The organism is Rhodospirillum rubrum ATCC 11170 (assembly GCF_000013085.1).
Lineage (GTDB): Bacteria > Pseudomonadota > Alphaproteobacteria > Rhodospirillales > Rhodospirillaceae > Rhodospirillum > Rhodospirillum rubrum.
Genome location: NC_007643.1, coordinates 392,705 through 405,879, shown reverse-complemented (window position 1 = coordinate 405,879; position 13,175 = coordinate 392,705). Strand labels below are relative to the sequence as shown.

Annotated in this window: 11 protein-coding genes; 3 read left to right on the top strand and 8 right to left on the bottom strand. The window is 64.9% G+C overall.

The genetic code is table 11. From position 1 onward, the window contains the following. Positions 1 to 109 precede the first annotated feature (109 nt). On the top strand, positions 110 to 394 hold the full coding sequence (locus RRU_RS01745) for a hypothetical protein (protein WP_014625917.1): 285 nt from the start codon (positions 110 to 112) through the stop codon (positions 392 to 394). 14 nt (positions 395 to 408) lie between these two features. Continuing rightward, positions 409 to 876: a Dps family protein gene (locus RRU_RS01740; protein ID WP_014625916.1), complete on the top strand. Its 468-nt coding sequence runs from the start codon at positions 409 to 411 to the stop codon at positions 874 to 876. A gap of 158 nt (positions 877 to 1,034) precedes the next feature. On the opposite strand, the gene RRU_RS01735 is transcribed toward RRU_RS01740, so the two are convergent. Next, positions 1,035 to 1,724 carry a glutathione S-transferase N-terminal domain-containing protein gene (locus RRU_RS01735; protein WP_011388085.1) on the bottom strand — a complete coding sequence of 230 codons (690 nt, stop codon included), beginning with the start codon at positions 1,722 to 1,724 and terminating at the stop codon, positions 1,035 to 1,037. 69 nt (positions 1,725 to 1,793) lie between these two features. Next, the gene (locus RRU_RS01730) at positions 1,794 to 2,762 is read right to left on the bottom strand and encodes a DMT family transporter (protein WP_011388084.1); all 969 of its coding nucleotides are present in this window, start codon (positions 2,760 to 2,762) and stop codon (positions 1,794 to 1,796) included. A 141-nt stretch (positions 2,763 to 2,903) separates the two neighbouring features. On the opposite strand from RRU_RS01730, the gene RRU_RS01725 reads away from it, so the two are divergent. Then, positions 2,904 to 3,827, top strand: a complete 924-nt coding sequence (locus RRU_RS01725; protein ID WP_014625915.1) for a LysR family transcriptional regulator — start codon at positions 2,904 to 2,906, stop codon at positions 3,825 to 3,827. Between the two features lie 59 nt (positions 3,828 to 3,886). Here the strand turns inward: RRU_RS01725 and RRU_RS20120 are convergent, their stop codons facing one another. The 6 genes from RRU_RS20120 to fdhF form a co-directional block, all read right to left on the bottom strand. Then, complete coding sequence (locus tag RRU_RS20120) at positions 3,887 to 4,021, bottom strand: hypothetical protein (RefSeq protein ID WP_014625914.1); 135 nt, start codon at positions 4,019 to 4,021, stop codon at positions 3,887 to 3,889. Between the two features lie 591 nt (positions 4,022 to 4,612). Further along, positions 4,613 to 5,245, bottom strand: coding sequence for a LysE family translocator (locus RRU_RS01720; protein ID WP_011388081.1), 633 nt, complete (start codon positions 5,243 to 5,245; stop codon positions 4,613 to 4,615). 190 nt (positions 5,246 to 5,435) lie between these two features. Beyond that, the gene (locus RRU_RS01715; protein WP_014625913.1) at positions 5,436 to 7,178 is read right to left on the bottom strand and encodes a sensor histidine kinase; all 1,743 of its coding nucleotides are present in this window, start codon (positions 7,176 to 7,178) and stop codon (positions 5,436 to 5,438) included. Positions 7,179 to 7,432: 254 nt separating this feature from the next. Beyond that, a complete protein-coding gene (locus RRU_RS01710) occupies positions 7,433 to 9,634 on the bottom strand; it encodes a sigma 54-interacting transcriptional regulator (RefSeq protein WP_011388079.1) in 2,202 nt (733 codons plus the stop codon). 269 nt (positions 9,635 to 9,903) lie between these two features. Then, entirely contained in the window at positions 9,904 to 10,911 is a 1,008-nt protein-coding gene (gene moaA, locus RRU_RS01705) for a GTP 3',8-cyclase MoaA (protein WP_011388078.1), read from the bottom strand. Between the two features lie 119 nt (positions 10,912 to 11,030). After that, positions 11,031 to 13,172: a formate dehydrogenase subunit alpha gene (gene fdhF / locus RRU_RS01700; RefSeq protein WP_011388077.1), complete on the bottom strand. Its 2,142-nt coding sequence runs from the start codon at positions 13,170 to 13,172 to the stop codon at positions 11,031 to 11,033. Positions 13,173 to 13,175 lie beyond the last annotated feature (3 nt).

Below are 13,175 nucleotides of genomic sequence, written 5' to 3'. Positions count from 1 at the left end.
ACAACGCTCCACGGGCCGTCCGGCTCCGCCGTTCGGCGCACACCACCCCTCTTGGCCTTCCGCCCCGTTTCCTGTCGCCAAACGCCTCCTTCGAAAAGGATCGGCCCCCATGATGACCATCGGTAACGCCTTCCCCGCTCCCGGCCTGACGCCGATGCCCGGGGCGTTGCCTGCCAAGGCCCTCATCGCCGATCCCGCCCTTTTAAAAAAACACGCCCCGCCGGGATGGTCAGCGAAATATCGGTTGGCGCCCCCCGCCCGGCCCTCCTTATATTCCCCCATGACGGTTGCGGCCTTTCTCCCCGGCTCCGCCGCCATCCCAACGACCTTCGATCCACCGGACACCGTCGCTCGCGGCCGCGCCCGAGGATCCTCATCAGAGATCAAGGAGTGATCACAATGGATGGTTTGAGCATCGATATCGGCATTGCCGACGACAAGCGTCAGGCGATCGCCGAAGGGCTGTCGCGCCTTCTGGCCGACACCTATACCCTTTACCTCAAGACCCACAACTACCACTGGAACGTCACCGGCCCGATGTTCAACACGCTGCATCTCATGTTCGAGCAGCAGTACATCGAGCTTTCCACGGCCGTGGACGTGATCGCCGAGCGGATCCGGGCGCTGGGCTATCCCGCGCCGGGCAGCTATGCCCAATACGCCAAGCTGACGGTGATCAAGGAAGGCTCGGGCGTGCCCACGGCCGAGGAGATGATCCGCGATCTGGCCCGCGATCAGGAAGCCGTGACCCGCACCGCGCGCAGCATCTTCCCGGTGGCCGACGAGGCCGCCGACGAACCGACCGCCGACCTGCTGACCCAGCGCATGCAGATCCACGAGAAGACCGCCTGGATGCTGCGTAGCATGGCCGCCTGATCGCAACAGCGATCGAAGCACCGCGTGTCAAAGCCCCGGGCCGGTGGATCTCCTCCACCGGCCCGGGGTCGTTTCCGCCAAAAGGGCGGGCGTCGGCCCCGGTCAGCGGGCCTTGATCAACGGACCTTGATCAACGGGCCTTGATCAACGGGCCTTGATCAACGGGCCTTCTGGCCAAACAGCACGGCCCGCGCCTCGGGCGTGGTATTGGCATTGGCTTCGCGCAGGTCCGCCCCCAGCGCCATGCCGCGTTGCACCGCCGGCCGGGCGCCGATGGCGTCGAACCAGCGCTTGAGGTTGGGGAAGTCGTCGAGCGACTGCCCCTGATTGGCATGGGACACCACCCAGGGCCAGGACGCCATATCGGCGATCGAATAGGCCCCGGCCAGATAGTCGCGATCGGCCAAGCGCTTGTTCATCACCCCATAAAGACGGTTGACCTCGTTGGTATAGCGCTCGATGGCGTAAGGGACCGGTTCGGGAGCGTATTGGCGGAAATGGTGGGCCTGACCGGCCATCGGCCCCAGGCCGCCGACCTGCCAGAACAACCAGACCATGGTTTCGGTGCGGCCGCGGATATCGCTGGGCAGGAAGGCGCCATGCTTGGTCGCCAGATACTCCAAGATCGCCCCGGATTCGAACAGCGCGATCGCCGCCCCCCCGTCGCTTGGCGCATGGTCGACCAGGGCCGGCATGCGATTGTTCGGGCTGATCGCCAGGAACTCGGGGGCGAACTGCTCGCCCTTGGCGATATTGACCGGCTTCAGGGTATAGGGCTGCCCCAGTTCTTCAAGCAGGATGGAAATCTTGAAGCCATTGGGTGTCGGCCAGTAATACAGATCATACATCGGGGCGGCTCCTGGAGCGGAAACGGACAAGAGGGAACGCGCCCGATATTTGGTGGCCTGCGCCGCCAATCAAGCCTCGGCCCGCCGGCCGCGCCTAAGCAAACGCAGCAACGGCCGATCCACCCCCTGCAAAGCCCCCACCCCGGCCATGACCACGGCGAAGCCAATCAGTTGAAGCGGCGTCAAGGTCTCGTCCAGCAGCACCCAGGCCATGGCGATGGTCAAAGCCGGCCCCGACAGCGTCATCAGCCCGGTTTTCTCCGCCCCCCAGCGGCGGATGCCCTCAAATAGCAGGAAAAACGGCAAGACGGTGCAGACGGTGGCGATCACCACCGCCCAGATCAGCGCCGTCGTATTGGGAATGGTCAGATCTCCGCCCATCGCCAGGGCGAAGGGCACGATCATCAGCATGGTCACGGTGTTGGAGATGGCGGTGAAGCGCGCCGATCCCAGGCGGCCGGTCAGACTTTGCGAATACACCAGAAACGATCCGTAAGTCACCGAAGACAGCAGCGACATCGCCACCCCCTCCAGCATCACGTCGACCGCGACCAGCCCGACCGAGGGCACGATGATGATCAGCAGCCCCAGATAGGTGATGGCGAAGGCCAGCATCTGCCGGCGGGCCGGCCAGGTGCGCCGCGAAAAGGCGCCGATGATCAGAATGACCGCCGGATAGGTGAACAAGATCACCCGCGACAACCCGGCCCCGATCAACTGGACCGACGAGAAATCGCTATAGGTCGCCACGCTGAACAACACCCCGGCCAAAATGCACGGGCGGATCTCGGCCCAGCCCAGCGGCAACCGGGGCCGGCCGGCGCCAAGTAGGCGCTCGCCGACCCAGAAGAATGGCGCGGCCAGAACGAAGCGCAAGATCAGCACCATCCCCACCCCCATCCCGGCATCATAGGCGTATTTGGCCGAAATCCCCTTGAACGACAGGGCGATGGTCGAGATCAGCACCATCCACGGCGCCCAGTCGACGGGCGCCTTGGGCGAGCGCGGGGCGGAAAAGCCGGAAGCGGGGGCTGACATGGCGAAGGTGTCCTGGGAAAAGGGAACCGCGGTTTGGCGGAGCGGCCAAAGGGGGTGTCGGCTGATTTAGCGGCGCGCCATCCGATAAGGCAATTCGATTTCCCGATTATCAGATATCAGCCTTTGTTATATCATCGAGCCATGGATCTTCGTCAGCTTCGCGCCTTTCTCGCCATTGTCGACAGCGGCGGCTTCAGCAGCGCCGCCGAACGGCTGCATCTGACCCAACCGGCGCTGTCGCGCCAGATGCGGCTGCTTGAGGAGGATCTGGGCGAGCGGCTGTTGCGGCGCACCGGGCGCGGCGCCGAAGCCACCGCCGCCGGGCTGGTGCTGGCCGAACGCGCCCGCCGCATCCTTGGCGAGGTGGAAGGGGCGCGCCGGGCCCTGGCGGCGCGCGGCGGTCAGGTGAGCGGCCGGGTGAGCCTGGGCCTGCCGCCCAGCGTCGGCGTACGGCTGACCGCCGGGGTGGTCACCCGCCTGCGCGCCGCCCATCCCTTGTTGGGATTGACCATCGTCGAGGAGCTGTCCGGGGTGGTGCAGGACGGCCTGGGATCGGGCTGGATCGATATCGGCCTGCTGTATGCCGGGGCGGTGGGGCCGGCCCTGGTGCAAGAGCCGCTGCTGACCGAGGATCTGGCGCTGATCGGCCGCCCCGATCTTTTACCGGCCGCCGACCTGTCGGCCCACGGCGCCCCCCTGGCCCTGCATCGGCTGGCCGATTTGCCGTTGTTGCTGCCCGGGCGCCGCCACGGCCTGCGCGCCCTGGTCGATCAGGCGGTCTTCCGCCTGGGCATCACCCTGGATGTGGCGATCGAGGCGGATTCGCTGCGCGTGCTCGGCGATCTGGCGATGCGCGGCCTGGGGCTGGTCGTCCATGCCCCCTCGGCCTTCGCCGGCGACTTGGCGGCGGGCTTGCTGGCCGCCCGACCGCTGGGCGATCCGCCGCTGACCCGGTCGATCGTGCTGGCCTGGCCGCGCGACCGCGCCGCTTCGCGCGCCGTTCTCGCCGTGGCCGAGGCCGTGCGGAGCGAGGTGGCGGCGCTCGCCGGGGAGCCCCCGCTCTGAGAGCGTCATGGTCAAGCCAATCATCGTCGCCCTCTGGTCCACAGGGCGCGGGATTGACTCTAAACCAGCGTGCTCAAGGCCCCGATCAGGCCCAGCGATACCGCCCCGACCAACAGCAAAAGAACCGGCTTGACCAGACCAGAGCCGAGCATCGCGGTCTGGCGTTCGGCGATCAGCGAATTGAGGGATGTCATGATGCCATCTCCGGGAGCGGACGGGATCGTTCGCCACGACCAACAGTAGACCCGGCCAATCGGGCGGCTCTGTGACCGAACAGCCGGCAATTGCGGCGTTTTCGCGACTCTTTCGCGCCGCCGACCCCACGGCGCTGCCCAAATGCAATGCAAAAGACAAGAGCTTCGCGGAACGCAACGGCAAGGGGCGATGGCCCGCAGCGGAGACTGGCGGAAATCGGACCGGACGGACCGGCCCCGGCTTTGGCACGCCAGATGCAATTAGAGAAGCGATCTCTCCTCCTAAGGGTCAATGTGGTTGTAGAAGGCGACCGGTTCGGGGAGATCAAAGGGCCTTCCGGCGGTTCCAAACCGCACACCTCCCCGCCGCCAGCCGGGGGCCCCCCAGACAAGCCGGACCGGTGGTCTTCAAAAACGGGGCGCGATCCATGTTGGACCGCGCCCCGTACTCTTTTATGCCGTCTTGCAGACGGGGCGGCGCGAGCCATGTCCGACCGCGCCCCGTAGTTTTTTATGCCGTCTTGCAGACGGCCGGCGCGAGCCATGTCGGACCGCGCCCCGTACTCTTTTATGCCGCGTCGTGTTACGGCGCTATTTGGCGCTGGCCATCCAGGCGGCGAAGCCAAGGAAGCTGGCGCCGGTGATCTTGTTGATCCAATCCCTCATCCCGGCAAGCAGGCCCGTACGCCCAAGCCCGGCGCCAACCAGCCCATAGCCCCACAGCACGATGTATTCACAGACCAGGAACACCGCGCCCATGGTCAGGAAGCGTTCGGTGAAGTTCTCGGCCGGGCCGATGAACTGGGGAAAGGCGGCGGTAAAATACAAGATCGCCTTGGGATTGGCGATGGCGGTGGTGAATTCCATGCGCAGCAGCGCCCGCAAGGTTCCTTGCGGCCGCGCGGCTCCCGCCACCAAGCGCAAGGCCTCGACATCGGGCGCCGGCGTGCGCCAGATGCGGATGCCAAGCCACGCCAGATAGGCGATGCCGAACCACTTGATGCCGATCAGCAACCACGCCGCCGAAGACAGCATCGCCCCCAGACCGAAAGCGGTAATGCCGATCAAAAGCCCAAAGGCGACGATGCGCGCCACCCCGGCCAAACCGGCGGGCACCGGCCCATAGCGCAGACCATTGGAAAAAACCAAAAAGTTGCTCGGACCAAAGGGCACGGCCATCAACAGGCCGACGGGGATGAACAGCAAGATTTCGTGAAACGTCATGGCCGACCTCCAAAGCGCGCCCCACCTTAGATCCCGCCCGCCCAGGGGGCAACCACGCCCGTTCTCAATCCCTCACGCCGCTGGCGTGAAATCGGCTCCCCGCACACCGCTCCGGGATCGCGACAGCAAGCCAATCATCGTCGCACTCTGGTTCAAAGCGCCAAGGCGGCCCGGTCGTGAAGGGGCCGGTTCAAGGTTTGGCCTCGACCGGCGGCCGTTGCGGCGGCAGAACGCGGGCGGCGGGCAGGGTTACGCTGACCCGGGTGCCCTGTCCAGGCTGGCTGTCCAGGCGCAGCGCGCCCTCGTGCTTTTCGACCAGGGCCTTGGCCAGCGGCAGGCCCAGGCCGGTTCCCTCGTGGCTGCGGGTTTCCACCTCGCCCACCTGATAGAAAGGCTCGAGCACCAGGGCCAGATGCTCGGCGGGAATGCCCGGACCGGTGTCGCCCACCACCAGAACCATGCCGCCGCCCTCGTTCAACCCCAGGGAAACGGTGATCCGCCCGCCCTCGGGGGTGAATTTGACCGCATTGGACAGCAGATTGAGCAGCACCTGCTGCATGGCCCGCTCATCGGCCATCACCCAGGCCTCGCCATCGACGCAGACCGTATCCATTACCAGCCCTTTTTCGCGGACGCGGGGGCCCAGCATGCGCTCGGCGGCGCGGATGATCGCGGCCAGATTGCACGGCCGCTCGTGCAGCAGGTACCCTCCGGATTCGATCTTGGCGACATCCAAGATGTCGTTGATCAGATCGAGCAGGTGAAGGGCCGACAGATTGATATCGCGGGCATAGTCTTGCTGACGATCGGCCAAGGCGCCGTGAATGCCGTTCGCCAGCATGTCGGAAAAGCCGATGATGGCGTTCAACGGCGTGCGCAATTCATGGCTCATATTGGCCAGGAACAGCGTTTTGGCGCGATTGGCCTCCTCGCTTGAGCGCCGGGCGGCGACCAGGGCGGCTTCGCGGTTCGACAGGGCGACGATCAAGCCGTTGAGATGGCGGATCTGGCGATGGACCTTCAGCACCAGGGCCAGGATAACCAGGATGATGCAGGCGATCGCCCCCAGGTGATAGGGCAGGACCTGCCACCAGGAGCGCAGCAGCCCGTCATAAGAGGCCGACACCGTGACCAGAAGCGGCGATCCCGGAACCGTCGCCCAGGTGAAGAACAGCCCGGCCTCTCCGCCCTCCAGGCGATAGACCGATTCTTCGGTCGAGCCCGCGACCCGGATGGATCCGCTGGGAGCCGCGGCCAGGACATCGCGGAAAAAGGACTGGTGCCCGCGGGCCGCCCCCATGAAGCGTTCGAAATCGGGCAGATGCAGCAGCACCCGCCCGTCGTCGCGCAGCACCTCCAACTCTCCCCCCGCGCCGGGCAGAAACGGCGAAAAGACGGTCCCCAGGGCCACCGGATCGACCACCGCGGTAACCACCCCCTTGAAGGCGCCCTGCTGGTCGGTGAAGCGCCGGCTCATGCTGATGAACCACCGGCCCGAGGTGCGCCCGCGCACCGGTTCGCCGATGTAAAGGCCGCTTTGCGGATCGGCCCGCAAGGCCCGCACATAATCGCGGTCGGACAGGTCCATATTCGCCGGAATCGCCGCCTCGCTATCATGGGTCAGCCGCCCGGCCTCATTGGTGACGATGATCCCGCGCACCATCGGCAGCAGGGCCCTTTGGCGCACCAGCAGGGCATGAATGCCCGCATCGCCCCAGCGCTCGACCTCGGGACGCAACGCCAACCCCTCGGTCAGGCCCGAGAGCAGAAGATCGATTCGCGAGACCGCCGCAGCGGCCTGTTCGCGCGCGCCATCGCGCAGCGCCAGAACCTGGGCCTCGCCGCGCTCCACGCCGTCGCGATAAAGGAAAACCAGATTGGCCCCTAGCCCCAGAGTGAGCATGACAAGGACGACGGCGGCCAGCAGGCCCAAGACGGTGGGGGCCCTGGCTTTGGCCGATAACGACCGCCCCGTCGCTCCTTCGCGGGGCGGCGGGGGTAAGGGCGGCACCCCGCCTGGTGTTTGGAACGAGCCTGCACCCACCATCATCATGCTCTGCAACTCCCGTCGGCCCCTTTGCGGGATTTCCGACGACGCCGAGCACTTCCCCTTTTCCGCCTGTGCGAAACGGTATCACAGCAGGGGAAGGTGTTGCCACGATTGTTGGCGGCCGCTAGCGCCCCCCCTCACGCGCGGTGATCGACCTCCTTGGGCGAGATGCCAAGGCGGCGCATCCGCGACAGCAAGGTGGTCCGCTTCATTCCGAGATGGGCCGCCGCGCCGCGCGGACCACCGACGATGCCATTGGTTTCGCGCAATACTCGCAAGATCTGGTCGCGCTCGATCGCCTCGCCGGCGAGATCGCCGGGATTGGGGGACGACCCGGCCGGGGGCGGGAGCGGATCGGGCGCGCTCGCGGCGGAGGGCAGCACCGCGGCGCGGAGAGGAATCACCGCGTCTTCGGACGGCAGGGCGGCGCTGGGCGCCAGATGATGGCGCAGTTCGGTGGCGGGCAGATGCAGCACCGGCCCCTTGGTCAGGATGACCGCGCGCTCGATGACGTTTTGCAGCTCGCGCACATTGCCCGGCCACGGCAAGTTAAGCAGCATATCCATGGTTTCGGCCGAGAAGGCCTCGATCGCCCGGTTCATCTTGCGCGCCGTCTTGCGCATGAAATAATCCGCCATCAGCGGAATATCCTCGCGGCGCTCGCGCAAAGGCGGGATCAGAATCGGAAAGACGTTCAGGCGATAATACAGATCGCCCCGGAACAGCCGCTTCTCGACCATGCCCGTCAGGTCGCGGTTGGTGGCGGCGATCATCCGCACATCCACTGGGATCGGCTGATGTCCGCCGACCCGCTCGATTTCGCGCTCCTGCAAGGCGCGCAGCAGTTTGGGCTGCAGATCGATGGGGATGTCGCCGACCTCGTCAAGAAACAGCGTGCCGCGATCGGCCAGTTCGAAGCGGCCGGACTTCTGGGCGATGGCGCCGGTGAAGGCGCCTTTTTCATGGCCGAACAGATCGCTTTCCAGCAGGGCCGAGGGAATGGCCGCGCAGTTCACCTTGATCATCGTGCGCTTCTTGCGCTGGCTCAGCATATGGATGGCGCGCGCGATCAGTTCCTTGCCCGTGCCCGTCTCGCCGAGGATCAGCACCGTGCTGTCGCTGTCGGCGACCAGCTCCACCTGTTCGAGAACGCCGCGAATGGCCGGGCTGATGCCGATGATATCGCCGAAATCCTCGGTGCGGCGGATTTCCTCTTCCAGGTAATAGCGTTCCTTGGCCAGTTGCTTGTTCTCGCGCGACAACTGGTCCTTGAGCCGGGAAATCTCGCCGTAAGCCAGGGCGTTTTCCACGGCGATGCAAATGCGCGAGGCGACCTCGCCCAGCAAGCCGATATTGTAATCGGTGAACTTGTCGCGCTCGCGGCTGGCCAGGGTCAGCACCCCCAGAACATGCCCCGCCGAAAGCAACGGGATACCGCAAGCCACTTGGAAACCGGCGTTGGTCAGCAAGGTCATCTGATCATGGCCGCGCGCCAGGGCCCCCAGATCGGCGCGGGCCAGGATGCGCGGCGCCTTGGTCTCGAACAAGGGTGCCATCGGCGAGGCGCCAAGCGGCCCCTGGGCCGAGCCCCAGACCGGCCCCAACCCCTTCTGGAAATAGACCGAGCGCGATTTGATGGTGGCGGTGGCCGGATCGACCAGATCGAGGGAGACGAAATCGACGCCGAAAAACCGGTGAATGGAGCGCGACACCTCGTCGACCAGATCCTCCAGCTTCAGCTTGGAAATCACCGCATTGGTCACCTCGACCAGAATGTGGTTGTGATCGCGTTCGCCGCGCAGACGCTCCTCCTCCATCTGGCGCATTTCGCCGATCAGGGCGTTTTCAACCGAAATGGCGATGACCGAGGCGACCCGGCGCAGGAAGGTCAGATCATCCTCGTCATAGGTAGTGGGGCGTGAACTGATGAATTCCACCCCGCCCAGCCGGCGCTGGCTGGTGGTCAGCGGCATCTGACAATACAGTCCGACCCGCTGGTTGCGGCGCAGAGCGGCGATCTTCAGGAAATGCCGGCGGTATTCCTCGCCGCTGCACACGAAGGGACGTTGACGGGCCCAGACCACCTGCCCCGGTCCCTCGGTCGGGGCGAGACCGTCGATCCGCGCATAGCCGCCGCCGACATCGCCCTGCGAAAACAACGTCATCGTATCGGTGGGCGCGTCATAGAGCAGCAGATTGACATAATCGAACAGACCAATGCTGGCCGGCAGGTCGCAAAGCGCGCCGAGCAGCGAATTTAGATCGCGGTTCAGCTCGAGAATCTCCGACACATCGAGCAACAGTTCGTAGCGTTCCGCCAGACTGTGCGCCTCACCCATGTCCAAACGATCCTTCGCCGATGGCTATTCGGCTAACCAGAGATATTTTAGGGTTATTTTCCCCATTACACCCCGTATGGTTGCCCCACTCCCAGTCAAAATGATTAGCCATCCGACTCTTTCCCCCAAACGAATACTCTGCCCCGTTGTATAGACGCGCTTTACGCACGCATTTCGTTTCGGGGTCGATTTGTATTTTCTCGTGTTCGCCGGCGCGAGTCGACGCGGAACTTAGCGGGTATTAGCACCCCTTTCAAACAGAGTCACACTCAGCCTCCCGTAACACTCATATGGCGCCCCAGGCTCACTCTTCCATGCTCGATCAGGGTGTTAAAGCCATGGCCCCGGGGCTTGGCGCGCAGTCCTTCGTCGATCGCCCGCTCGAGCGGACCGTTGGACTCGCCCGCGCGCAAGGCCGCCCGCAGATCGGCGGTCGCTCCGCCATCAAGGCAGGGGTGGAGCGCGCCGGTGCAGGTAACGCGCACCCGGTTGCAGCCGTCGCAGAAGCAGCCGCTGATCGGCGCGATGAAGCCAAGGCGACCGCCGGTCTGGGCGACCCGCACATAGCGCGCCGGTCCACCGGTGGCGTGATCGCAGGCCTCGAAAGACCAGCGTTCGGCCAAACGTCGGCGCAAGCCCTCCAGGAACGACCGATGGCCGTCGCCCAGCCCGGCCATGCCGCCAAAGGGCATGGCTTCGATCAGGGTCAGATCGTGACCCTGGGCGCCGCACCAGGCGATCAGGGCGTCGATATCGCCTTCGGGACCGCCCTCGAACACCACGGCGTTGATCTTGACCGCCAGACCCTGGGCCTTGGCGGCGGCGATGCCGGCCAGAACCGTCTCGAGATCGCCCAGGCGGGTCAGTTGGCGAAAGCGGTCACCGTCCAGGGTATCGAGCGAGACATTGACCCGGCGCACTCCGGCCAGGACCAGCCCCGGCGCGAAGGCCGCCAAGCGGGCGCCGTTGGTGGTCAGGGTCAGTTCGTCAAGCCGCCCGGCGGCCACATGCTCGCCCAGGTGACCGATCAGGGTTTCGACCCCGCGCCGCACCAACGGCTCCCCTCCGGTCAGCCGCAGCTTGCGCACCCCGAGCCCGATGAAGGCGGCGCACAGCCGGTCGAGTTCCTCGATGGTCAGCAGATCTCTCATGGGCAGGAAGGTGATGTCCTCGCCCATGCAATAGACGCAGCGAAAATTGCAGCGGTCGGTCACCGAGAGACGCAGATAGGTGATCGCGCGACCGAAGCGGTCAACCAGACGACCGGTCGCCCCCATGGCTCATCTCCTTAAGGAAAGAAACGACCCTCGGCGCCCGCCGGAAGGGCCCGGATCCTGGAAGGCGGCCAGGACCCGGGCTCCCCGGTTAACGCCTAAGGCCGGCGGGAGAAGACGCCTTAGGCGACGGCGTTCGCCAGATCGGCCTTGAGCTGGCTATAGACCTCCTGGACGTGGTTTTCGGCCCAGGCCTGATCGGCGATGGCCTCGACCTTGACGGCGGAATACTTGTATTCCGGGGTCTTGGAGATCGGATCGAGGTGCTCGGCGGTCAGTTCGTTGCAGGCGCCAACCCACCACTGGTAGGTCATGTAAACGGCGCCTTCGTTGATGCGGTCGTCGATATCGGCACGGGCGATGATCTTGCCGCGACGCGATGAGATCGACACCAGATGCTGGTCACTGATGCCCAGCGCCTTGGCGTCCTTGCTGTGCATGCTGATATAGCCCGGCTCGTCGGCCAGGGTCTGCAGGGCGTGACAGTTGCCCGTCATCGTCCGGCAGGAATAGTGACCGACCTCGCGCACCGTGCTGAGAATCAGCGGATAGGCGGCATCGACCTTTTCCATCGGCGGGCGCCACTCGCAGGCGAACAGCAATCCCTTGCCCGAAGGCGTCTGGAACTTCTTGTCCGCATAGAGATAAGGCGTGCCGGGATGGTCGAGATCGGGGCAAGGCCACTGGATATAGCCCAGGCCGGCCATCTTCTCGTAGGTCGCTCCGTAATAGATCGGGCAAAGCTCGCGCAGCTCGTCCCAGATCTCCTGGGTATTGCTGTACTTCATGGGATAGCCCATGGCCGTCGCCATCAGCGAGATGATCTCCCAGTCGGGCTTGACGTCGCCCTGCGGTTCGATCGCCTTGTAGAAGCGCTGGAAGCCACGGTCGCAGCTGGAATAGACGCCCTCGTGCTCGCCCCACGAGGTGGCCGGGAAGACCACGTCGGCCATCATCGCCGTCTTGGTCATGAAGATTTCCTGGCAGATGACGAATTCCAGATCGCGCATGGATTCACGAACTTCATGCAGATCGGGATCGGTCTGGGCGGGGTCTTCGCCGAAGATGTAATAGGCCTTGAGCTTGCCGGCCTTAACCATCTTGGGCACTTCGGTCAGGCAGACGCCGGGCTTGTCGGGAAGATTGCTCACCCCCCAGGCCTTCTCGAACTTGGCCCGCGCCGCCGCATCGGTCACCGGCTGATAGCCCGGCAGCATGTTGGGCAGCGCGCCATGATCGCAGGCGCCCTGGACGTTGTTTTGTCCGCGCACCGGGGCGACGCCACACGACGGCTTGCCCAGATTGCCCGTCAGCAAGGCCAGACCCGACAGCCCCTTGACCACATCGACGGCCTGGGACCACTGGGTGACGCCCATGCCCCACATGACGGTCGCCGTCTCGGCCCCGGCGTACATCCGCATGGCTTCGCGGATCTGCTGGGCGGGAACGCCGGTGATCTTTTCGGCGTATTCCGGGGTGTATTTGGCCACCGTCGCCTTGTAGTCATCCAGGCCTTCGGTGTACTTCGCCACGAAATCCTTGTCGTAAAGGTTTTCTTCAAGCAGCACATGGGCGAAGGCGTTGACCAGGGCCATGTTGGTGCCGTTCTTCAGCGGCAACCACAGATCGGCGATGCGCGCGGTCTCGATGAAGCGCGGGTCACAGACGATGATCTTGGCGCCCTTCTCCTTGGCCTTGAGGATGCGGCGGGCGACGATCGGATGGGAAACGGCGGCGTTATAGCCGAAGACGAAAACGCATTTGGTGTTTTCGATCTCCTCGACCGAATTGCTCATGGCGCCATTGCCCAGGGTCACCTGCAGACCGGCGACGCTGGGGCCGTGGCAGACGCGGGCGCAATGGTCGATGTTGTTGGTTCCGACCACGGCGCGGGCGAACTTCTGCATCACGTAGTTGGCTTCGTTGCCCGGCCCCCGGGCCGAACCGGTCAGCATGATCGAATCCGGGCCGTACTTATGCTTGATCTCTTGCAAGCGGGTGGCGGCGAAGTTGATCGCCTCGTACCACGACACCTCCTCGAAGGCCGAGTCACGGGTCCGGCGGATCAGCGGCTTGCGCAGGCGCGGGGTCAGCAGCTTGGGATCATTCAGGAAGTCCCAGCCGTAATAGCCTTTAAGGCACAATTCGCCCTGGTTGGTCACGCCCTGGGCCGGTTCAGCGCCAATCACCTGATCGTTCTCGACGAGCAGGTTGATCTTGCACCCCGAGCCGCAATACGGGCAGACGGTCAAAACCTTTTCCATCTT